Source organism: Armatimonadota bacterium, assembly GCA_013314775.1.
In the GTDB taxonomy this organism is placed as follows: Bacteria; Armatimonadota; Zipacnadia; order Zipacnadales; family JABUFB01; genus JABUFB01.
In genome coordinates this window covers 325,306-348,236 of record JABUFB010000002.1, presented here as the reverse complement: position 1 = coordinate 348,236, position 22,931 = coordinate 325,306, and the positions used below count along the sequence as shown (strand labels likewise).

13 protein-coding genes are annotated in these 22,931 nt (G+C 64.7%); 9 read left to right on the top strand and 4 right to left on the bottom strand.

The window, feature by feature from the left end:
* The first annotated feature begins 22 nt into the window (after positions 1 to 22).
* The 3 genes from HPY44_02780 (at position 23) to HPY44_02770 (ending at position 5,055) form a co-directional block, all read left to right on the top strand.
* Entirely contained in the window at positions 23 to 2,461 is a 2,439-nt protein-coding gene (locus HPY44_02780; GenBank protein NSW54914.1) for a glycoside hydrolase family 2 protein, read from the top strand.
* Positions 2,462 to 2,487: 26 nt separating this feature from the next.
* Positions 2,488 to 3,735 carry a hypothetical protein gene (locus HPY44_02775; protein ID NSW54913.1) on the top strand — a complete coding sequence of 416 codons (1,248 nt, stop codon included), beginning with the start codon at positions 2,488 to 2,490 and terminating at the stop codon, positions 3,733 to 3,735.
* Between the two features lie 285 nt (positions 3,736 to 4,020).
* Positions 4,021 to 5,055, top strand: a complete 1,035-nt coding sequence (locus tag HPY44_02770; GenBank protein NSW54912.1) for a methyltransferase — start codon at positions 4,021 to 4,023, stop codon at positions 5,053 to 5,055.
* Here HPY44_02770 and HPY44_02765 read toward each other — a convergent pair whose 3' ends face one another.
* Positions 5,056 to 7,419: a heparinase II/III family protein gene (locus HPY44_02765; protein NSW54911.1), complete on the bottom strand. Its 2,364-nt coding sequence runs from the start codon at positions 7,417 to 7,419 to the stop codon at positions 5,056 to 5,058.
* 253 nt (positions 7,420 to 7,672) lie between these two features.
* Positions 7,673 to 9,820 carry a GH32 C-terminal domain-containing protein gene (locus HPY44_02760; protein ID NSW54910.1) on the bottom strand — a complete coding sequence of 716 codons (2,148 nt, stop codon included), beginning with the start codon at positions 9,818 to 9,820 and terminating at the stop codon, positions 7,673 to 7,675.
* Positions 9,821 to 9,936: 116 nt separating this feature from the next.
* On the opposite strand from HPY44_02760, the gene HPY44_02755 reads away from it, so the two are divergent.
* Positions 9,937 to 10,584, top strand: a complete 648-nt coding sequence (locus tag HPY44_02755; GenBank protein NSW54909.1) for a ThuA domain-containing protein — start codon at positions 9,937 to 9,939, stop codon at positions 10,582 to 10,584.
* Between the two features lie 42 nt (positions 10,585 to 10,626).
* Complete coding sequence (locus HPY44_02750) at positions 10,627 to 11,748, top strand: exo-alpha-sialidase (GenBank protein ID NSW54908.1); 1,122 nt, start codon at positions 10,627 to 10,629, stop codon at positions 11,746 to 11,748.
* 7 nt (positions 11,749 to 11,755) lie between these two features.
* Here HPY44_02750 and HPY44_02745 read toward each other — a convergent pair whose 3' ends face one another.
* A complete protein-coding gene (locus HPY44_02745; GenBank protein ID NSW54907.1) occupies positions 11,756 to 14,398 on the bottom strand; it encodes a LamG domain-containing protein in 2,643 nt (880 codons plus the stop codon).
* Positions 14,399 to 14,690: 292 nt separating this feature from the next.
* Here HPY44_02745 and HPY44_02740 point away from each other — a divergent pair, with 292 nt between their 5' ends.
* The 4 genes from HPY44_02740 (at position 14,691) to HPY44_02725 (ending at position 21,488) form a co-directional block, all read left to right on the top strand.
* A complete protein-coding gene (locus HPY44_02740; GenBank protein ID NSW54906.1) occupies positions 14,691 to 15,881 on the top strand; it encodes a Gfo/Idh/MocA family oxidoreductase in 1,191 nt (396 codons plus the stop codon).
* Positions 15,882 to 15,904: 23 nt separating this feature from the next.
* Positions 15,905 to 17,590, top strand: a complete 1,686-nt coding sequence (locus HPY44_02735) for a hypothetical protein (protein NSW54905.1) — start codon at positions 15,905 to 15,907, stop codon at positions 17,588 to 17,590.
* 23 nt (positions 17,591 to 17,613) lie between these two features.
* Entirely contained in the window at positions 17,614 to 20,013 is a 2,400-nt protein-coding gene (locus tag HPY44_02730) for a family 14 glycosylhydrolase (GenBank protein ID NSW54904.1), read from the top strand.
* 221 nt (positions 20,014 to 20,234) lie between these two features.
* Positions 20,235 to 21,488 carry an alpha-L-fucosidase gene (locus tag HPY44_02725; GenBank protein ID NSW54903.1) on the top strand — a complete coding sequence of 418 codons (1,254 nt, stop codon included), beginning with the start codon at positions 20,235 to 20,237 and terminating at the stop codon, positions 21,486 to 21,488.
* A 43-nt stretch (positions 21,489 to 21,531) separates the two neighbouring features.
* Here the strand turns inward: HPY44_02725 and HPY44_02720 are convergent, their stop codons facing one another.
* Positions 21,532 to 22,587, bottom strand: coding sequence for a hypothetical protein (locus HPY44_02720; protein ID NSW54902.1), 1,056 nt, complete (start codon positions 22,585 to 22,587; stop codon positions 21,532 to 21,534).
* Positions 22,588 to 22,931: the final 344 nt, after the last annotated feature.

The following is a 22,931-nucleotide window of genomic DNA, read 5'->3' as shown; positions in this document are numbered from 1 at the left end:
ACCACACCCGGGAGGGTCTTCAATGCTTGCATGGATCAGCCTCGCTGCTTTGGCCGCTATCACACTGTTCGCGATTGCCGCAGGCGAAGGTTCACCTCGCACTTGCACGCGCCTGGGAAGCCGCTGGCGATTCCACCGCGGCGACGTTCCCGGAGCGCAGGAACCGGCCTTCAATGACGCCTCGTGGCGCGAGGTGAGCGTACCCCATGACTGGAGCATCGAGGACCTTCCCGAGACCGAAGACACCGGAGATGCCGAGCGCAGCGGTCCCTTCGTCTCCAGCAGCGTGGGCGGAGGGGCTGTCGGGTACACCGTGGGCGGGGTGGGCTGGTATCGGCTGGATCTGGACATCCCACAGCAGTGGCACGGGAAGCAGGTCAGCATCCTTTTCGACGGCGTGTACATGGACTCCGAGGTCTGGCTCAACGGAGTGAGCCTTGGCAAGCACCCCTACGGGTATACGTCCTTTCACTTCGACCTCACCCCGCACCTGAACTGGGACGGTCCGAACGTCCTTGCCTTGCGAATGGACTCGTCAGGCAAGACCAGTCGCTGGTATGCCGGCTCAGGCATCTACCGCCACGTCTGGCTCATTTCCACCGCACCGATCCACGTTGCCCAGTGGGGCATCGCGGTGGCCACGCCGCAGGCCGACGCCAACAGCGCCGATGTAAACGCGACCATCACCGTCTGCAATGAGACCGACGCCGAAGCCGCGGTTGCGGTGAACCTGCAGGTGCTCGATCCGAGTGGGAGCCTCGTCGCCGAATCCACATCCCAGGCCGGTCTCATGGCCGGGGAGCGGCGCGATCTCAGCCAGGACCTCAAGGTCGCCCGGCCTCAGCTCTGGTCCCCGGACTCGCCTGCCCTGTACAAGTTGATCACGACTCTGAGCGTGGGCGGCGAAGTCATCGACCGCGTGGAGACGCCTTTCGGAATCCGCACCTTCACTCTCGATGCCGAGAACGGGTTCGTCCTCAACGGGCAGCCCATGAAGCTCCGGGGCGGCTGCGTGCATCACGACAATGGCCCGCTGGGCGCATGCGCTTATGACCGCGCCGAAGAGCGCCGCGTGGAACTCCTCAAGGCCGCCGGCTTCAATGCCATCCGCACCGCCCACAATCCTCCGTCGCCCCGGTTCCTGGACGCCTGCGACAGAATTGGGATGCTGGTGATAGACGAGGCCTTCGACTGCTGGCAGATAGAGAAAAACCCCGAGGATTACCACCGTTTCTACGACGACTGGTGGCGCGCAGACATGGACGCCATGATCCTGCGGGACCGCAACCACCCCTGCGTGTTCGCCTGGAGCATCGGCAATGAAGTGGTGGAGCAGTCGTCGGGGGTGGAGGAGGGCCCGCGTATCGCAGAGATGATGGCCGAGCACGTGCGGAAGACGGACCCCACGCGCCCGGTGGCAATCGGCGCGCACCCGGGCACCGATCCCTGGGAGAAACTGGACCCGCTTTTCGCCCACCTGGACCTGTGCGGCTACAACTACAAGTGGGAGAAGTACGCGCCCGACCACGAGCGCGTCCCCAGTCGGGTGATGGCGGGCACCGAGTCCTTCCCGAAACAGTGCTTCGAATCATGGATCGCCACCATCGACAACTCCTGGGTCATCGGCGACTTCGTCTGGACTTCCTTCGACTATCTGGGTGAGGTAGCGCTTGGTCACACCCACTTCGAGGGCGATGAGAACCACTATGCCAAGTGGCCTTGGACTGCCGCGAATTGCGGGGACCTCGATATCTGCGGGTTCCGCCGGCCCCAGTCGTTCTACCGCGAGATCGTCTTCGGCAGACCGGGCAAGGTGGCGTGCTTCGTCGCGACGCCGGTTCCCGAAGGACGCACCGAAGTGGTCTTCGGCTGGGGCTGGCACAACGAATGGCCTTCCTGGACGTGGCCCGGTCACGAGGGCGAGAGCATGACCGTCCGGGTCTATTCCTCCTGCCCGCAGGTTCGCCTGCTCCTCAACGGCCAGGACCTGGGCACCCGCGAGACCAATCGTGACACCCGCTTCGAGGCGGTCTACGAGATTCCGTACGAGCCGGGCGAACTCGTCGCCGTCGGGCTGGACAGAAACGGCGCCGAGTTGGCCCGCTGGGCCCTGGAGACCGCCGGAGAACCGGCATCCATCCGCCTGATCCCCGACCGTACGACCTTGGACGCCGACGGGCAAGACCTGTCTTTCATCGAGGTGGAAGTCCTGGACCACCGGGGAATCCTGTGCGCGAACGCCGAAAACTTGCTGAGTTTCAGCATCACAGGGCCGGGGAGCATCGTGGCCGTGGCCAACAGCAATCCGCAGAGCATAGAGAGCTTCCAGCAGCCGCAGCGCAAGGCCTGGCGTGGGCGGGCACTCGTGGTCGTGAAGGCCGGCAACGAGCCCGGCGAGATCACCCTTGCCGCAAGCGCCGAAGGCATCTCAGCGGCTGAGATCAGTATCGCCGTGCGCTGACAGCACACCTCAATCGGGAGACCCGCATGAGCACCCCTTCCGACCGCGCACGCCTGCGCCGACTGGCCGCCGAGTACTCAGAGATCGTCAACAGTGACGAGATGAACGCTCGGCGCGAACGCTGGCGCCTGAGCAATCGGCTCGAAGAGCGCACCGTACCCTTCCAGATCGAGGACAACGGCACGTTCTTTTCCGATCTCACCCCGCCGCTGGAATGCGAGGGCGAGTTCGAGCGCAGTTGCGAGGCCCAGATGCTCAGAGCGATCACCAACTTCCGGCTGATCGACGACGACCGGGTGTTCCCGCGTTCCTTCGCGGTGCATGTCTCCGCCTGGCGCACCCCCAACTGCCCCGATTTGCAGTACCGCCGCGTGAAAGATTCCCGCGGGCTGGAACTGGGTTACGAAACCAACACCCCGCTGGCCGACCTCGCGAACTCCATGCACAAGCTGGTGCCAAGCGAGTACCGCCTGGACCGCGAAAGCACACAGCAGCGCGCGGAGATGGCGACGGAGCTTTTCGGAGACATCCTGCCCGTGGAGACCGTCTGCTTCCAGGCTGCGTACCCCGGCGGCGCGGTGGCCCAAGCCGGTGTACTGCTCATCGGTATGGACGACTTCTATCTTGCGATGGTGGACCAGCCCGAGAATGTCCATGCGTTCTTCGACTTCCTGACCAGCGAGGCCGAACGCTATCTGGATTGGCTCGAGCAGGAGGGGCTCATCACCAGCAATAGCCGGGAAATGGACTGCGGTTCGGGCAGTTGTGTCTACACCGATGAACTACCTCGGCGCGCGATCGGGCCCGGCGAGAAGCTGCGCGTGAGCGACACCTGGGGGTTCGTCGAAGCCCAGGAAGCCGCGGGGATTTCCCCCGACATGTACGCCGAGTTCATCCACCCCTACCAGCGCCGGATCGGCGATCGCTACGGGTTCATCAACTACGGCTGCTGCGAGCCCACCCACCATTTCTGGCCGTCCCTGCGCAATTTCCGCAGCATCCGTAAGGTCACCGTCTCCCCCTGGTGCGATGTCGCGTCTATCGCGGAGCAGGCCGGCAAGTCCGTGGTTCTGTCGCGCAAGCCCCACCCTATGAAGCTGTGTGGCCCAACCTTCGACGCCCGGGAGTTTGAACGCGACCTGACGGAAACCATGGCGCTCACCCGCGACAACTTCGTGGAACTGATCTTCCGCGACACCGTGCCCCTGTGCGGCGCCATGAGGGAGCGTGTTGCGGAAGCCTGCGAGATCCTGCACCGCGTAACGGGCCACTGACCCGGTGTGTGACCTGGCCGTTCTTCCCTGTCGGCCCGGCAGGCCCCGACCCGTCTGCGGGGAGCTTCCGGCGCGGCGGGTGCCGGCCCGACGGCCTGTTGCGGCTGGGAACGGATACCCTTGCACCCGGCGAGCACGAAGCACGCATCGTCTGCCTTGACGGACTGCTGGAAACGACGGGGAGGCATGGCAAGATTCGCTGTCTCGAATGCAGGGGGCGCTGGAGGTGAGCGGGAAAGTAACCATCCAGCGCCAGGCATCTTCCGCCGAGGCAGGAGGGCAAGCATGAACCACATTGACCGCTTCTACGCAACCGTTCGGCGGGAGCCGGTGGATCGGCCCTGCACCTGGCTCGGGCTGCCTGTTCCCGATGCTTGGCCCGCATTGCTGGCGTATTTTGGCGCCGCGGATGCCCGGGAACTCACCGAGATTACCGGTGACGACATCGCCCCGGTGGAACTGCCGTATCACTCCCCCACCAGCGACGCCATCTATGCGGCCTTCGACTTCGCCCACCAGGGCCCCGTAGACCTGGACCACCGGACCCTAACCAGCGCGGGGTTCTTCGCGGGACAGACTGATCCGGCATGTGTGGAGGAGTTCGACTGGCCGGACCCATCGCTCTATATCGACCCGGAGGAGTGTCGCCGCGCCGTGGCCGCGACGCCGCCGGAGCGCGCGGTGCTGGGGGTGATCTGGTCTGCCCATTTCCAGGACGCCTGCGCGGCTTTCGGCATGGAGAACGCGCTCATGGCGATGTATGACACGCCGGACGTCTTCCGCGCGGTGATCGACCGCATCACCGACTTCTACCTGCAGGCCAACGGCATCTTCTACGAGGCCACTGAGGGAGCCCTGCACGCAGTTCTCATCGGCAATGACTTTGGCTGCCAGACCGGACTCCTGCTGGCCCCCGAACTCATCCGCGAGTTCGTGATACCCGGAACCCGCCGGCTCATCGCCCAGGCGAAAGAGCACGGACTAGTCGTGTTCCACCATTCCTGCGGGGCGATACGACCCATCATCGGCGACCTCATCGAGGCGGGGGCGGATGTGATTCACCCCATCCAGGCGCTGGCGACCGGCATGGACCCCGCGAGCCTGATGCAGGAGTTCGGCGATCGCGTGTCCTTCTGCGGCGGGGTGGACTCCCAGTATCTCCTGGTGCGCGGGACGCCCGAACAAGTGCGCGCGAAGGTGCGCGAGCTGCGCTCGATCTTTCCCACCGGGCTGATTATCTCTCCCAGCCACGAGGCGATCCTACCAGACATTCCGCCGGCCAATGTAGCAGCGTTCCTCGAAACGGCGCACGAGATCTGATCAGCGCGGGCGCAGACTGACCGAAGGCGATTCAGTGCCCTGCCCGTCCCAGGTGATCGTGTCCTCGCGCCCCGGCCAGCGCACGGTGACAATCACTGCGCCATCCGGGCGCGCGAACTCGATCTCCGGTTCCAGCGTCCCCCCCGGCAGGGGCGCCAGCACGGCCGCGAACCCCGGGTTGACCGCAGTCACTGACGCCTTGAGCCGCGGGTGGCTCTCGTACAAGTCGCGGTCCAACCTGGCCGGGCCGTCCCCACTGATCGCCAGGACCATGCGCGGCTGGTCAGTCTCGCCGCCGACATTCACCACCCGCATCGGCGCCACGACGTCCCCACTCTCAGCCTCGAATCCGATCTCGGAATCCAGTTGCTCCAGTGTCAGGGCCTCGCGAGACGCAGCGGTGACGATGATCCGGTCTACCTGCGCGCCGGGCTCGCGGGTCGCGAACCGCAGGCTGTGCGTGCCCGGATTGAGGGTGTAAGTCACCTTCTCGAACCGGATGCCTTTGCTGACGCGGCCCCAGGTCCAGTCGCGCGCGCTGGGCATGTGCCAGTCCACCGGCGCGCCACCGTCCACACTCACGAGAAAGGAGTCCGACTTGCCCGCCTCCTCACCAGCCGCGCGCACCCGTGCCCAGACGGCGTACTCGCCCCCCTGCTTCACCTCGAACTCCCACGTCACATGCCCGCGCCCGGCCTCAGCAGCCGGGGTCTCCACGAAGCCATCGCCCGACGCGGATAAGGGCACCAGCAGCGCGCCGGATTCCCGCAGCTTGACATCAATGTTCGGCCCGGAGTGCAGCAGCCATGTGAACTCGTGCGCTGCATCGTCTTTCACGATGTCATCGAAGACCACTGAGTACGCCGGCGCGCCGTGACCGGGACGAATGAAGAGCGCATGGCGCAGGGCGTGCTCCACCGTGGCGCCGGGCTGGCCGTGATTGTTGCGGTTGTAGGCCTCGGTTGCGTCGGCCAGTGCGTACCCGAACTCGGCACTGTTCGAGTAGGCCACGATCTTCCCGTTGGTGCCCGCCCCGGCGCCGGAGATTGCTTGCCCCTCGCCGTCGATGAGCACGCAGTTGTGGGCCACCGTCTGGTCACGCCCACCCGGTTGGCGATTGTTCCCGTAGCCGGAATCGATGGCCCAGCGTTCACCGAGACCGTACAAGGTAATATGCCCCTTGTCCGCCTGGTTGTGGGTCACCTTGTAGTACGGTCCGGCCTCGATGGCGAACATCACGTCGTCCTTATCCCAGCCTGTGCGGAACACGCAGAGCCCGCGCCCGAGGAAGTGCTCTGCCGGCGGCTCTCCTGCCTGCGCGGGCGTCAGCGGCTCGACCTCGTTGTCCCAGATCACCGCAAAGGGCGAGTTCCCGCCACCGCAGTACTCCCACAGCCAGCGGGCCAGCCCGTCGTCATGGGCACCGGCGAGGCGCAGGATCACAGGATCGCTCAGGCCTGCGTAGTTCGCGTCATTCCGGGCATCGAAGACCCTCTCTCCGGGCAGGAGGGACATCGCCAGGTAGTGGGACACGCGCTTGAGCTTTGGGTGCGGGAATAGATCAGGGCCGCCACTCCGCAGCAGTGCGTCGGCAAACAGCGTGGCATTGCTCAGGCCATAGACCGCGTATAGTGTGCCCTCGAAGTACGCGCCCTGATCGTCGAAGCCCTGGTCCAGCCAGCGCGAGATGAGTTCGGCGCAGTCGTCCACCCAGCCCTGCGCTTGTTCAGGCCGGTATGCGCGCAACTGCAGGGCCAGGCAGCCGGCGGCCCCGACCGCGACGCCCACGAAATTGTGATGCGGAACCCACCACGTGCCATCCTTGTGGGCCTCCGCCAGGATGTTCTCCACATACCCCGCTGCAGTGTCCGCCCAGAGGGCCTTTTGTTCCGGGCTCAGCGCTTCGCCCAACCAGTCATAGCCCACCGCGAGACCGTGGGCGATGTCTCCTCTGGCTCCGGCGAAGGATTGCGCGACGCCCGGGTGTGTCACCGGAATAAGGCGGCAGGCGGCTTCCATAATCGCCGCCCCGTGCCTGCCCAGCGCCTCGTCGCCCGTCAACTGGTAAGCGAACCCGATGCTCTCCGTCCAGTCGGTGAGCTTCCGGCCGAAGTAGTGCCCCAGCACCTGGGGACGTTTTGGGTCGCCCGCGTCCTTATCGATCGATTCCGGGTCCGCAAAAGACCCGCCAGGAGTGCAGTAGCCCCGGGCCTGCGAGAGAATGGCATTCCAGCGGTCTCGGTGCGGGTCAGACTCCACCCGGGCGCGCAGGGAGGCCAGGTCTGCCTTTGTGAACCAGAGCGACGGCTGCGCGGAAACCGATATGCACGTGAGCGGCAAAAGGATCAGCGTCAGAATGATCATCGTCAATCTCCAGAGTTATTCCGAGCCGGGACGCCAGTACGGGCGGTGTGGGCGCCATGCCCCAGGCCCGGAGACTGCACATCTTTGCGGTCCCGTCGGTGGCCCGCTAGCGCCGCCTTCGCCGGCGTGTCCGGGGGGCGCTGCTGCCACGGATTGGACACTTCGTCTGCGGATAGCCGGCCCCGGAAGCCATGACCGCCGGCTAATGTCTTCATCCCTGGGCTCACCGCAGAGTCTTTCACGACGCGCGCGATCAATCCCAGATCGATTTGAGCTCATGGACTTCCAGAGACCGGATCCGTGCGGTGCCGCCCATGGAGTAGACCGCGAGCCCGTGCTGGTTGTCGGGCGGGATGACCCCGATGGGCATATAGAGCGCCCCGTCGTTCCCGAACAACTCAGTCGTTGTCCGATCTACCAGCGCTCGCAGCTTGATGGCTCCGTCTTGCTGCTCCAGCTTCCCCGCGGCGCCCCGGCAGTGCAGTTCCGACTTGCCGCAGTCATACGCAACCGGAACGCCCCGGATGAGCATGCCGATCTCGCGCGCATCACCCGGATCGATCACAAGCTCAATGTCGAACAGGTCGCCGCTGATTTCCTCCAGCGGGTTCTCCTCGCGCAGGTCAAGGTCCGCGAAACGGTGGCTCTTCCCGCGGATTGCCTCGATCTCCCGGACCGGGTTGGCGAATAGCCGCAAGCCCTCATCTGTGCTGCGCAGCGTCAGTTCCACCGGGAACATCATGAGCTGGTTGAAGGGCATGCCCGGTGTGGACATTGTGCCCCAGGCGATCTGGATGCGGCGGCCATCTTCCGCCGGGATGTCATTGAAGGTCTGAGAGGCGTAGAAACAGTTGCCGAAGTTGAACCGGTGCTTGCCGTCGGTGACGGTGAACTCGCGGCCGTCGAACTGCCCGACCGCGTACTCTCCACTGGCCCCGTAAGCCACCCAGCGGGTGTTTTTCGGGTCGCCGTCCACCGCGATCTCGAATAGCTCCGGACATTCGTAGAAGCCCTCGATGCGGCTCTGGAAAGTCCAGTCTTTCAGGTCCGGGGATGTATAGAAGGCGATGCACCGGGCGGGCTCATCCTTCCCCTCCACCGGCTGCTCGTCATAGACCGCCATGACCCACTGCCCGGATGCCTCGTGCCGGATGATCTTCGGGTCGCGCCCGCGGTGCTTTACCACCGGGTTGCCCTGGTAGTCGGTGAAGGTCCGACCGCGATCAATGCTGTAAGCGATAGCTTCCCCGCGCCCGGTGCTGGTATATGCGGCGATCATCGGCGGCACGGTCCCGTCACCGAACCCCGACGTATTCTCCCAGTCAATGGCCGCGCTGCCCGAAAAAACCCAGTCGCCGTAGCAGCGGGGGTAGATGGCGATGCCCACCTCGCGCCAGTGCACCAGGTCCGGGCTCACCGCATGGCCCCAGTGCATGTTGCCCCAGCCCCAACCATAGGGGTTATGCTGGTAGAAAAGATGGTATTCGCCATCGAAGTACACGAGGCCATTGGGGTCGTTGTTCCAGCCGCGCCGTGAGGTGAAGTGGAACTGCGGCCGGTAGCGTTCTCGGTACATGTCCTCCGCGCCCCGGATCTCATCATCCTGGGTCACGGCCTCGAGCCCCACGGAGTCGCGCGGCTTGTCCAAGAGTCTGAGCGTCCCGGTCTTGCCCTGGAATGGTGCGAGGTCCAGGAACACCCAGAAGTCCGGTTCGCCCTGGGCAAGTTCGATTTCGAACTCTCGGACTACGGCGCCATCAATGGAGAGCGACACCTGTTGTTTCGGCGCGCCGTTCTTCACCGGGAGGTTCAGGTACCGCCTCTCGAAGGTCATTTCTCGGGTCTGCTCAGACACGATCGCTTCCTCCGTCTGGATAATTTGATCCACATTGATATGTCCCCAGGTGCCCCGCGCGCTGTCCACGATCTCGATCACAGCCTGCTTCCCCATGAACTCCCGCACATCCCAGCAGGACCAGCGCAGTCGCTCGGTGCCGCCCGGCCTGTCATTGGGGCCCGTCGCGGTGCGGGCGATCCGTCCATCCACCAGCAGGTTCATGCAGGCTTTGCCGGGGTGTCTGCCGCCGCCGATCAGGAAGCAGATGAAGGGGCGCTGGATCGTGATCTCCGGTGAAGTGAGAGTGCCCACCGTACCGTCGCCTTTGAAAAACGTGTTCACCAGCGAGCGGCCCTCGTAACCGGAGACGTGCATCTGGCCGGATAGAGTGCCCTTCGCCGGCCCGGGACCGAAGGCCTCACCGGTCACCACCCAGTTGCCGTAATCTTCGCCTTCGAAGTCGGCGATCAGGATGTCCTCGCCGCAGGCCGGCAGCACCAGCAGAAGACCGGCGAGGCCGATGAACCAGTTGGCGGACCTTCGGTCCAGGCGATCACAGACCATTCCAGCACCATGACATGCGCTGTCTCATCCTTCGGCCATGCAGGTTCCTCCTGCGGTCGCGTTGAACCTTTTCCACGTGCGCCCACCCACGCAAGCCCAGTGTCAGGAGGCCAACCGTGAGCAACTGCTGCTCGTGTGACCTGCCGATCGCCGTCGTCACCGGCGTGCACCCCTTCGACGTCCCCAGCTTCCACCACCTGTTCCGTGCGCTGCCGGGAATCGACGCCTATATCCAGGACGTGGAGAACTTCGCCCTGGACTGGGGCAAGTGTCGGGAAGAGTACGGCGCCGCGGTCTTCTACAACATGCACCCCGGCGCACCGCCGAAGGGTGCTGTCGAAGATGCCCCCCTGAGCCTGAGCGAGAAAGGCCAGGGTATCGTGGTGCTGCACCACGCGATTCTCGCCTGGCCCGACTGGGAGCCCTGGGGTGAGATCACCGGGCTGCGTGACCGAGGCTTCAAATACTTCGTGGACCAGCAGCTGCGGGTGGACGTGGCCGATGGTGCGCATCCCATCACCGAGGGCCTGGCACCCTTCGATCTGGTCGACGAGACATACACCATGGCCGAGCCCGGCGAGGACAGTCACGTCCTGCTCACCACCGAGCATCAGCCCAGCATGCGCTCCCTGGCCTGGACCCGACAGTACGGGGCTTCCCGGGTCTTCTGTCTGCAGCTCGGCCATGACGCGAAGGCCTGGAAGGACACCAATTTCCAGCGGGTTCTCTCTCGAGGCATTCACTGGGTCAGCGGAAAGCTGTGAACCGGGGCCTGGCGGCAGGCGCGCGACGTATCAGGAGGCATCATGGAGATCATTGACAGCGGAACGGTTGCGGGCACGCAGCGCGAGGGAATAGCGGAGAGCCGGGCATTTCCGGGCATCTGCGTGCTGCCTTCCGGGCGCTGGCTCTGTGGTTTCAGGGCTGCTCCGGTGAAGGCGGAGATGGCCGGGCAGCGGGCGATGCTGTGCATATCTGACGACCAGGGGAAGGCCTGGTCCAGACCCGTTGCGCCTTTCGAACCACCGCTGGTCGACGGAAAGCCCGGGCTGTTCCGCGCCCTTTTCTGCACGGCTCTGGGCGGCGAAAATGTGCTGGCGCTCGTGTATTGGGTGGACCATTCCGAGCCTGAACTGGCTTTCTTCAATGAGGAGACCCAGGGGCTGCTGGACTCCCGCCTCTTCCTGGCCCGATCAGCGGATGGGGGGCAGACCTGGACCGAACCGGAGCTGATCGACACCGACCCCTTCCACATTCCCACGCCGCCCACCGGACCGGTTCTCCTCCTGCCCGACGGCTCATGGGCCTCTCAGTTTGAACTCAACAAGCCCTACATGGACCCCGAGCCGTGGCACCATGCGTCGGTGCTCCTGTTTTCGCTCGACCAGGGCCGTACGTGGCCCGAGCATGTGCTCACCAGCAAGGACCCGGCGAACCGTATCTTCTACTGGGACCAGCGCCCGGCAGTGCTCGACTCGGGCCGGATGCTTGACCTGTTCTGGACCTACGATACCGTCGCCTGCGCCTATCTGAACATCCATGCGCGGGAATCGGTGGACCAGGGGCGAACGTGGTCGGCTCTGTGGGACACCGGAGTTCCGGGGCAACCTGCCCAGCCGGTGCTGCTGGATGACGGCCGGATCCTGATGGTCTATGTCGACCGCACGGAAGCGCCGGCGATCAAGGCGCGCCTGAGTTCCGACGGGGGACGCACATGGCCGGAGGATACCGAACTGCTGCTGTGCGAAGCCAGGCCGCGCCACGAGCGGCGCATGCAGTCGATGCAGGACGCATGGGACGAGATGGCCGCCTTCGCCCTGGGCCTGCCCGCAACCGCGAAGCTGCCGGACGGGGACGTGCTGGTGGTCTACTACTCCGGCCCGGAACCTGACGATACCGATATTGAGTGGCTGCGCCTGCGGTCCTGAGGCACCGCTACCCGCCGCCCTCGATCACCGCGATCTGCGCCCAGTCCCGCAACTTCAGATCAATGCGCCAGCCATTCCCCTCGCGCTCCATGACTGGCTCGCAGGCGACTTGCCGGCCATCGAGATCAAACAAGAGCACCTTCGGTTTTTCCAGCGCGGCCCACCGGTACCTGCCGGAGACGCAGGTCAGTGTGCGCTCCTTGCCAATGATGAACCCCTCGCCCAGTTCCACCGGCGTGATCGGGAACATGTGGTTCACCGGCCCGTACTCGCCACTTCCCTCGCCCGTCAGCGGGATGTCTTCCAGGAAGTAGTGGTAGTAAACCATGCCGTGGCGCAGATAGGTGACGACCGCCTTCATGAGCCGGCGCGCGGTGTCGTGCTTCTCCGGGTGCCCGAGTATCCCCAACCCGATCATCGACCCGAGATGGCTGCGCATCAGGGATGCCAGCAGAGGCGGCTTTTCGCCGTCCGGGGTCAACATCGGGTCGAAACTGCCCCAGGTCTCAGCGAACCGGTTCACGGGAAGCCCACGCTCTGCCGCCGCAGTGGCGTATGTGTTGGCGATGACGATCTTGCCGCGATCCAGCGCGTACTTCGCGAGATTCACCCGCGCCTGCGTCCCGGCGTAGCCGCAGTCCACAAATCTCCGCTTGATCGCTCCAGTGACCATATCCAGTTCGGCGCTGACCCCATCCCAGCCCTGATAGCTGCGAATACCGTCACTCCAGGCCTGGCTGAACTCATCGATATAGTAGCCGTCGAGACCGAGGTCATCCAGCAGGAACTTCACCTGGTCCATCAGGAACTGGTACTGGTAGTTGCCCACCGCGGGATACACAGAGAGCGCCGTCTGGGGCTTGCCGCCGCGCATGTACAGCTCGAGTTGCAGCGTGCCGTTGCGATCGCGCTTGACGCTGTCGGCCCAGGGCAGCTTCGCGTCGTCGATGATCCTGGTTTGCTCAACGCTCAGACCCCCACCGCCCCGTTGGTCCGCGCGGGGCAGCTTGTCGCCGCCCGGGATCTGCTCCGGGTAGATGGTTACCCAGTCGGTCTCGATGCAGCCGACGCAGAGAATATTCGGATCCGCTGCTTTCAAGGCCTTTACTGCCTTGAGCGCATACCGTCGGTATTCCTCGCGCGACCACACCCGGTCCTCGCTGCCCGGGTCGTAATCCAGCCACGGGCTGAGCGCCATCACCTTGACGCGCTTGCGTTGGAGGTAGGCTTTCAGTTCCTCGGGCTTGTCCAGAAGCGGATTGGTCATGAAGATCCAGTCGAAGGGCCCCTCAATCGTGTAGTTGGCGCCCCACTCACGCCGCACGGCATTGATGAAGTCGTGGTAATCTGCGCCGCGTGCCATCGGCCACAGGGACCACTCGAACACCAGTCTCTTGCCGGCGTCCAAAGCCATGCTGCCCATGCGCACGCTCACCTGGTTGGTGCGCAGCCCTGTAACGGGTTCCTGCCGCAGGCGCGACAGGTCGTCCTCGATAACCAGACCCAGGCTCCCGCGCGAGCCCTGCATGAAACAGGTCGGGTTCTCCGCACCACCCGGTGTGAAGCTGGACTCGAAGCGCCGGCGCGAGGTCACATCGTGCTTGACCATCAGCCCAAGCGGCTCGTCCGTCCTGTTGATCAGCTCATCCCGCACACTCACCCGGCCATCGTGCAGCCGTATCCGGCGGACGATATCGTACAGGCTCCCCCGCAGCATCACCTCGGCCTCGGTCGGCGACAGCTTCACAACACTGCCGGTGACCTGGCCTTCCTCCTTTGTTGCGCCCAGCACCTTCCAGCCGATGCGCTCGCCCGGATACGAGAACCGGCTTTCGGCCAGGTAGCTCTCGCGGTTGGCATCCACCTGGAACTCCCCGTGCGGGCCCAGGTCCACGCGCAAATTCCCCTCCATGAGCCGCGCCACTCGCTCCACTTTGCGGAAGGGTTCAGTGATCTCGGACAGCGGCGCTTCCCGGGAAGCGTGGTCGGCCACTTCCTCGGCGCCCAGTGCGCGGTTGTACACGCGCACTTCGTCGATCATCCCCAGGAAGTGCGATGTCTGGGTATACGCGGGATCCGGCGCATCGGGGTCGCCCATGACGCAGCCGATCAGGAACTTGCCCGACTTGTTCGCCCGTTCGGATTCGGCCTTACGGCTGGCCCCGAGCTTGCCGTCCACGTAAAGGCTGAGATGCTTGCCGTCAAAGGTGAACGCGACGTGGTGCCACGCGCCCGCGCCCAGGGGAGCGTGGACATTGTGGGCGCCGCCGTTGATGTATGCCCAGCACTGGCCATCGTGGTAGTAAGTGACCAGGTAGCTCTGGAAATGCTTGCCGAACACTCCGGGCTCGGCATCGGGCGCCACTGCCGGGAAGACCCAGCCTTCAAGCGTGAGTGCGCCCTCCAGGTCCAACGACGGCCCTGCGCCGCAGTCCACGTAGCTCGTCTGCCCGTTGAACTCCAGGCAATACCCGCCCGTGTTCTGCACGAACTTCGCATCATGAACCGTCCCGTCGTTACCGTTCCCGCTAAGATCCGCGACCACCGACCCCCTCCCCTCATCGAAACTCCAGTGGGCGACCAGACCCGTTTCGGCGCATGCGGCGCAGAGCGCGGCGGAGGCTATCAGGGCGCAAGTCAAACGCATCATGGGCGGGTTCCTCAATAGGCGGCAGGCCGTCTGCCAACAGAATGTGTCGGGTGTAACCTGTCGACGGTCGAGCGGTAGGCAAGACGACCCGCAATATTCGGGCGACTATTGTTGATTTCCCCGCCGCAGGTAATTCCCCCTGCTCTAGCCCAGCAGCAGGCCTCGGTTCCTGGATGGGGCAGTTCTCCCGCAATTGTTCAGAAGGCCAGGAGATGACTTCGGGGAAATGACTGACGAATTGCTGTCCGGACACACCGCATCTTGACGGCGCACAGTTCGAGGAGGCAATCTCATGCCCGATGATGTGCGAGACCTGTCCCGGCGGGACTTCCTGAGGGTTGCCGGTGTTGGCACTCTCGCTGCCGCTGCCTTTGGCCAGACCAAACTCGGCGGCGCCGCTGAACTGGACCCCGAGAAGAAGATCAGGATTGGCGTGGTGGGCGGCGGTTTCGGCGCCGCCTTCCAGTGGCATCTCGACCCCAACTGCATCGTGGAAGCCGTGAGCGACCTGCGGTCCGACCGCCTGGCACACCTGAAGAACACGTACAGATGCGACAAGGGCTACGAGTCCCTGGAGAAGCTGGTCCTGGACCCGAATATCGACGCCGTGGCGGTGTTCACCGAGGCCCCGAACCACGTGAGGCATTGCGTTGAGGTGATGAACCACGACAAGCACTGTATCTGCGCGGTGCCGGCGGGCTGCACCCTCGAGGAGCTTCAGTTGCTCAAGGAGACCAAGGAGCGTACGGGCCTGAAATACATGATGGCTGAGACCAGCTACTATCGCGCGCCCACCATGTTGGCAAGGGAGTTGTGGCAGGATGGGAAGTTCGGTGGCTTCCTCTATTCAGAAGTGGAGTATTACCATAACAATATCGGCAGGGCCGATGACGCCCTGTCCATGTGGGGCGGCAAGCGCACCTGGCGCTACGGCTACCCCCCCATGCTCTACCCCACCCATGCCACCTGCTTCCATGTGGGCGTAACCGGCGAGCGCCTGACGCATGTCAGTTGCATCGGCTGGGGAGATGATGAGCCGGCCCTGAAGGACAACGCGTACAATTGCCCCTTCGCGAACCAGTCAGCGCTCGCACGCACCAGCGGCGGGAATATCTGCCGGTTCAATGTCTTCTGGCGGGTCGAAGCAGAGGGCGAGCGAGCCCAGTGGCTGGGTGAGAAAATGAGCCTGTACATGGCGGGATACGGCGACCGGCCCTTCAAAGTAGTGGCCCCGGGGCAGCCGCCCATCACCACCCCGCCGACTTACCTGCACTTGCTGCCCGAAGCCATGCGCCACGACACAGGGCATGGCAATTCCCACGGCTTCCTGACCCATGAGTTCATCGCGGCGCTTGTTGAGGACCGCGAGCCCGCGGTGGACCTGTACGAGGCCATTGCCATGACCGCACCCGGGATCGTCGCCATGGAATCCTCGCGCCGGGGCGGCGAGCAGCTTCCCGTCCCCGACTTCGACCGCAAGTGATCCCCGGGAGGAGGCACCCGCGTATGGAAGCACCCCCCACTGCGTTCTTGGCCGTCGCTGCCCTTGCGGTCTGCGCCGCCGTCTCAGCCGATCTCCCCCCCGGAGCCACCCCGGTAGGCGGCAACTGGGTGTCCGGCCGGGAGATCCAGCCCTTCATCCGCCAGTCACAGGAGGGTGGAGGAGAAGCCCGGCTTGTCCTGGCATCCAGTCATCCCCGCGACGGCGCATTTCGCGTCACGGTGCAGCCGGGACTGGGAGTCACCGCGTCCGGCATGCTCCTGGGGCTGACGGGAGACCCGGCGCAGGGACTCGCGCTGCTGCTCGGGACTTTCGGCGAGACCGGCTTCGCCCTGCTGACCACCGCCGGCGACGTGCTCTGGTCCGACCGTTACGCACCCTGGGAGCCCTACCAGACGTATATCCTCGAATGCGTGGTTGACGGCCGGCGCGCCCGCATTCAGATGTTCGACGCGGACACCGCGACGCTCCTCTCCCAGAGTCCCTGGCTGGACCTTCCCCAAGACGCGCTGGCGGACACAGGCAAGCCGGCCCTGTTCACCCGCGGCGGCATCGCGCGCTTCTGGTCATCCGGCCGCTGGGACGAGCCGCTCTCCCCCATCGTGCCTGACGCGCCCAATCTGCGCCGGCTGGCCTCCGGGGAAGACTCGCCGTGGCGTATCGTCGGTCCGGGAAGCTGGATGTGGACCTCCGGCGAGAAGCGAGTCATCCGCCAGTATGCCCAAATCGAACGCAGTTCCGCGATCCACACGGGGATCCGCGGCGCACAACGCTCCTGGGAATGTCGGGTCAAGGTGGACCCGGGGGCGGGCGGTGCGGGAATGCTCTTTCAGTGCTCGGATGACGCGCAACAGGGATTCCTCGCGTGGCTTGGAGGCGTCCACGGAGACGGCGGCCTCATGCTCTACCGTCTGCCCCTGCAGGCCCTCTGGGGTGGCGCGCAGGGAGCGTGGAAGTACGACACGCCATATACCCTCCGCGCCCAAGCGAAAGACGGCAAGGTTCAGGTGACTTTGCTCGACGGTGGGGCCGAGACCGTTATCCAGCAGTCGCCCTGGATTGCAATGCAGGAGGACGAACTCCACTACGAGGGCTCGCTGGGCTTCATGACCTGGCTCGGGACCGCCGAGTTCTGGGGCTTCTCCCAGGAGACATCAGGCATTGGCCCGGTGGCCACGTCATCCACCGGTTCCCTCGGCGGTCCCTGGCTCGCACTGGGCGAGGGCAAGTGGAGTTGGGTGGATGACCAGCGCACCCGCCTATCCTGCACCAGTGGAGCGCCCGGCGCATTGGTGCTGAACACGTCTTCGCAGGGAGCGCTCGGCACCTGGCGGTGCCTGGTCACTCCCGGCGAGAAAGCCGTCGCAGGCCTCGCATTCCAGATATCCCGCGACGGCAAGGCCGGGTTTGCGTGCGTGGTCTATCCGGGCGGCGCGCGTATGATCAGCCTTGATGGTCGGGTGATGTGGGAAGACAATGCGCTCCGCATCGAGCCCGGCAAGGCATACCTGCTCGAAGGTGTGGTGGATGTGGACCGCGTCAGCGCGAAGGTCCTGTCCCCCGACGGCCTGCAGGTGCTCAGCCGCTCGCCCGATGTGTACGTGCCCGATACTAACAACCACCGCACGGGCCACGTGGGCGCGCTCTGCATCGAAGGTTCCGCGGCCTTCGAGGGCTGGAAGCACCCATGACAGGTCCTTGCCCGAGGTGCGCCATGCTCCTGAATATCGCCGCCTTGATCGCCGCAACGCTGGTCACGACCGCTCTCGCCGAACCTCCGCGTCCCGCGCAGTTCGTCTGGTTCGCGGAGGGTGAATCCTGTGCGGATCACGACTGGAACGGTCCCGTCGTCGGCAACAAGGATTACGAGGACTGCTACTCCAGCGCCCATCTCATGTGCGCCAAAGACAACGACCCGGAAGAGGGCGCCTTCGAGGCCAGATTCACAATCGACCTCGCCGACCCAGGCGAATACATGGTCTGGGTCGCCGCGACGCGCCCGGCGGTGGCGTCCCCGTTACAGGTGTCCGTAGACGATGCGGAGCCCGCCGCAATCTCCGGCGTGTTCTACGAAAGCATGTGGGGGCCGTCCAGCGTGTTCTCCTGGATGCCGGCGGCGCGGGTGGGTCTCACTGCGGGAACCCACACTCTCAGCGTTGGAGTGTCAGGCAGACGCGGCTATGACAACAAGTACTACGCCTACCTGGATGCAGTAGCCCTCGAGCGCGTCGGTGACAATGCCGCGCAGCCTTTCTCCGCCTGGCCGAGGATGCCCGAAATCCGCGATACCCGCATCCGCTTCTACTCCGGCAACGCCAGTGTGGGCTGGTTCATGCAGTACTGGGGAACCGGGCAGCCGGGCAACACGGGCGCCATCGATCAGGCCATGATCAACCTGCTCCACCGCTGCGGCTGCACTGCGATGTGCGACTACCTGGCCTGGTGCCGCATCGAGGAGCAACCGGAACGCTGGGACTGGTCCTTCTACCGCAGCAACGCCCGCAAGCTCCACGCTGCAGGCATCCAGTACAACACTTTCGCCTGGCTGCACTTCCCCCCGAAGTGGTTCATGGAGACCGATGACTGGGTGCCCTACCGGTGCCTGGAGCATGGGCTTGAACTGAAACAACTCTCCCTGTGGGCACCCTTCACACTGCGCCTGTACGACGAGTTCTATCGCAGGCTGGCCACCGATCTGGGCGAGACCGTGGATTTCATTCGCCTCGCGATGCCCTCCGAGTATGGCGAGATCGGCTATCCCATCGGCATGACTAACTGGCTCGTGCCCCAGGATCATGTGCATGGTGGTTACTGGTGCGGCGACGATTTCGCGCTTCGCGATTTCCGGGTGAAGATGCAAGGCCGCTTCGGCTCTCTCGACGCCGTCAATGCCCGCTGGGGCACGAACTTCGCCTCTTGGGAATCCATCGCGCCGCCGGAAGCACCAAATGAGTGTGCTGCCCGTGCACTTGAGACGCGCTCACCCGCCGACCGCCGGCGATGGCTGGACTTCGTGGACTGGTACCAGGATGCCTGGGGCGAGTTCGCCCAGGCGGCAACCCAAATCGTCCGGGAGCACTTCCCCGACCGTGAGATCATCATCAGCCTTGGCTACGGTGCCGAACCGGTGCCGTGGGGCAATGATCAGTCCAGGCATATCAAGCGGATCGCGCAGGCTGGCGCAGCAGCCCAGACGCCGGGCGACATCGGCTACTTCGAGACGCGCCGGGTCTCCTCGGCTTGCCGCGTGTATGGCGTCCCTTACTTCACCGAACCGCCAGGCCGAGTAGACCGCGAGCGCCAGGTGCGCCGGCTGTTCTACGACATCAGCAACGGCACTCAGACGTGGTTCGACTACCCCGAGAACCTGGATGAGTCGCGGGATATCTTGGCGGCGCATCTCGACCATCTGAACGGGCAGGCGCCGGTGTGCGATGTGGCCTTTCTTATGCCCAGTTCCTGGTGGTGGTGCCACCCGACCATGCACTGGCCCGACCGCACGCTCCGCTTCGCCGAGGGCCTGCGCGACCGCATGGACTACGAGGTGCTGGACGAACTGCTGGTGCGCGACGGCGGCCTTCAGAAGCTGGGAATCCGGGTTCTCGTGCTCTGCGAGGGCGACTTCATGCAGGCGGAGACGCTGGCGGCCCTCGCGGACTGGGTCTCCGGCGGCGGCGTGCTCGCGCTCATGGGTGTGGACAGGCTGGAAGACATCGACGGCAGCACGGAGGTCTTCGACAGCCTGCGGCCCACGTCCACTCCCCCCGGCCGGGACGCGAAGACCTGTTGGGACGGCGGACGCAAGATAGGCGCCGGTCACGTGGTCTCCCTGCCCGGCACGACCAATGATTCCATGCCTGCACAACAAGCGATCGTGCTGGAACTCGCGCACCACCTCAGCCGTCTCGACCCGTCCCGCAAGGACGCGCCTGAGATCGACGCCCAGGCCGACGGTGTTGTTGCCACGCTCTTCGCCGACCGCGCCCTCTTTTACAATGGCACCGGTCAGCATTTGAGCAAGTCTGTCACTGTTCCGGGGCCCGAGGGTCCCAGACAGGTCACTCTCGACATCCCGGCCCGCAGCATCGCCGCGGTGGTCACGGGGAATCCATAGGTGAGACGGTTTTTCGCCTGCGTCGCACCAGATATAGGGTCTGGGGCCCGGGCCCCAGCGGGGTGCAGGGGCAGAGCCCCTGCGGTGTGATGCCGTCGTGGCCTGTTCCGAATACAGATCGTCCAGGAAGGTCTCCACACGCCGAAGTCGAATCCACGCCCATCCGTTGCGACCGAAAACGGCGCTTCCGAGCGCCACCAATCCGAGAGGGAGTCACCGCAATGGCAGCCAAAGAGCAACTGTCCGCCGAGGAGAAAGACAGACAGCGCAGGCTAAAGTGGTTCCGCGATGCCAGGTTCGGGATGTTCATCCACTGGGGGCTTTACTCGCAACTGGGGCGCCACGAGTGGGTCATGAACCGTGAGCGGATTCCGCTGGAAGAGTACGAACCGCTGGCTGACAGCTTCAAGCCTGGGCCGTGGCCGGCGCGCAAATGGGCTAAGCTCGCGAAGCAGGCTGGACAGCGTTACATGGTGATGACCACCAAGCACCACGAGGGCTTCTGTCTCTTCGACACCAAGCTCACCGACTACAACGCCGTGAAGCGCGGGCCCGGTCGCGACCTGGTGGCCGAGTATGTCGAAGCCTGCCGGGCCGAAGGCCTGCGCGTGGGGTTTTACTATTCCCTCATGGACTGGCACCACCCGGACGGCGCCAAATGCAAGACCAATGAGAAGTCGCGCCGCCGCTTTGTCGACTTTATCCACGGCCAGATCCACGAACTCCTGTCCAACTACGGAAAAATCGACATCCTGTGGTATGACGTGTCCTGGCCCTTGAACGCGGAAGAGTGGGAATCGGTGGCGATGAACAAGATGGCCATGGAACTGCAGCCGGACATCATCATCAACAACCGCAACCAGCTTCCCGGCGACTTCGGCACCCCCGAAGGCCACATCACCCCCGAGGATCGCATGTGGGAGGCGTGCATGACTTTCAACGACTCCTGGGGCTACACCCCCATCGACACCAACTTCAAGTCCGCATGGACCGTGGTCAGCATGCTCCGCCAAGTAGCAGCCGGCGGCGGGAATCTCCTGCTGAATATCGGGCCGGCTCCCGATGGAAGCGTGCCCGCGCCCTGCCCGAAGATCCTGCGGGAGGTGGGCCAGTGGCTGGACACCTACGGCCCCTCGGTCTACGAGGCCACCGACCCGATGCAGCAGGAGTGGTCCATTCTCGGCGCCTTCACCCGCAAGGGTGACACCCTCTATTTCCACTGCAACCGCTGGCCAGGCAAGGAACTAGCCATCGGCGGGCTCGTCTGCGAAATCAAGGAAGCGCGGCTCATGGGCGGCAAGAAGGTGAAGTTCACCCAGGTGCGCGACCGCCTGGTGATCTCAGGCCTGCCCGAGGAGGCGCCGTCGAAACTAGCCTCCGTCATTGAGCTGAAGTTTGAGGGCGAGCCGAAGCAGATTCTCGGTGCAGGCTGCGTGGTCATCGGCAAGGACCCGTGGCGCAAGACTGAGAAGTAGGTTTGTTCTGACGAAACCAGCGAGCTGAAATGGCTGCCCGGCTTCACGCAGGTCTCCAATCCCGCAGGGAGTCGGGCAGCGTGCATTGCAGGATCAGGTTGCGGCCGCCCGTAATCTCCACGGCCCGCTCCGGCGTTATCGTCTCGGTCGGCGAGACGTACAGGACCTGGTCACCCCTCCGCCCCTCCGCGTACAACTCCAGATCTTCGGTCGCGCGGTCATTCAGTTGCAGCGACTTCACCTGCGGCATCTCGCGCCAGACCGGAATCTGCTGGGCGCAGGCGCCGCACAAGTGGATCATCCCCCCGCCGGGGTATATGCCGAGCAACCGCGCATCCAGCGGCGCGAAGAACTCTGCATAGTGCCCTTCCGACACAAGCTGATCCGCGCACCCGTCGATGAACCCGTATCCCGGCGGCGCGTACCGGTTGCAGGCCACCGAGTTCCCGCGACGCTCCGTGGGAATCACTCGCGCAAAGGCCTCCATACAGTGCCCGATGACTTGCGTGATGATCCCCAGCGCCCGCTTCGCGCCGTCGGGGTCCAGCACCAGCGCCTCCAGCAACCTCTGACCGAACAGGTTGATCCCGATATTCACCGGCGCGCTCAGGACCGGGTTCGCGATGATGATCTCCTCCGGCGAGGCCTCGACAGCCAGCGCAGCCAACTCCAGCGCCGCGCTCAGCACCGGCGAGTGTGAGAGGTCAGGCATCTCGAGGTCGCCGACTTCGCAGTCCAGCGGCTCGGACCACGCTTGGTCCTCGTGGAAGTATACCCTCGCCCCGAACAGTGCGTCGATGAAATGGGTGCCGAAGGCGTCCATCTCCAGCACCAGCGGGCGGAAGGTGACCGGATCGGCTGCCGCGTGTGCATTGGCGGCCATATCCGCGAAAACATCGGCCAGCCAATCGCGCGGCTCTGCGAGCATATCCGGCTCAGTGGTGCCCCACAGGCCGTGAGAGCGCCCGCACATCCTGCCGTCGATGGCGATGAGGCCGTCCACCGGCTCTCCTGCGTAGAGGGCTGCGAAACGCCGGCGGTGGCGTGCCCAGACATCCATAACTTCATCAGTCAGCCACGCGAATGGGTATTCTGCCACCGTGCATGCCTCCTGAACGTGATGGCGGCCTGTTCGCGTAAGGCGCCGCCGCACCTTCCCCGCAGACCTTCCCAGGCATCCCGCAGGGGATACTCAAAGGCAAGACCCAGGTCTTCGAGAAATCCGGCCGTCCCAGCCGTCTCGCCGTGGTGGAGGACCTCAATCTGCAGGTCTGCACCGCAGGCCGACTTCCCGCTGGAAACCGACAATGCGCAGACTGAAAGTGCTCATCCCTTGTACCGGCAGTTCCTGCCGCCGATAGATGACTGACGGCTGGGCCCGTGCTCTCAAGGTCCACTTGGTCGTGCCACAGTCGGCGGGCATCGGGACCCAGGGGTCGAACC

Excerpts from the sequence above, each read along its gene's own strand:
- HPY44_02740 (NSW54906.1), top strand. The coding sequence starts at position 14,691 with ATGCCCGATGATGTGCGAGACCTGTCCCGGCGGGACTTCCTGAGGGTT.
- HPY44_02750 (NSW54908.1), top strand. The coding sequence starts at position 10,627 with ATGGAGATCATTGACAGCGGAACGGTTGCGGGCACGCAGCGCGAGGGA.
- HPY44_02745 (NSW54907.1), bottom strand. The coding sequence starts at position 14,398 with ATGATGCGTTTGACTTGCGCCCTGATAGCCTCCGCCGCGCTCTGCGCC.
- HPY44_02770 (NSW54912.1), top strand. The coding sequence starts at position 4,021 with ATGAACCACATTGACCGCTTCTACGCAACCGTTCGGCGGGAGCCGGTG.
- HPY44_02780 (NSW54914.1), top strand. The coding sequence starts at position 23 with ATGCTTGCATGGATCAGCCTCGCTGCTTTGGCCGCTATCACACTGTTC.
- HPY44_02725 (NSW54903.1), top strand. The coding sequence starts at position 20,235 with ATGGCAGCCAAAGAGCAACTGTCCGCCGAGGAGAAAGACAGACAGCGC.
- HPY44_02775 (NSW54913.1), top strand. The coding sequence starts at position 2,488 with ATGAGCACCCCTTCCGACCGCGCACGCCTGCGCCGACTGGCCGCCGAG.
- HPY44_02760 (NSW54910.1), bottom strand. The coding sequence starts at position 9,820 with ATGGTCTGTGATCGCCTGGACCGAAGGTCCGCCAACTGGTTCATCGGC.
- HPY44_02765 (NSW54911.1), bottom strand. The coding sequence starts at position 7,419 with ATGATCATTCTGACGCTGATCCTTTTGCCGCTCACGTGCATATCGGTT.
- HPY44_02735 (NSW54905.1), top strand. The coding sequence starts at position 15,905 with ATGGAAGCACCCCCCACTGCGTTCTTGGCCGTCGCTGCCCTTGCGGTC.
- HPY44_02730 (NSW54904.1), top strand. The coding sequence starts at position 17,614 with ATGCTCCTGAATATCGCCGCCTTGATCGCCGCAACGCTGGTCACGACC.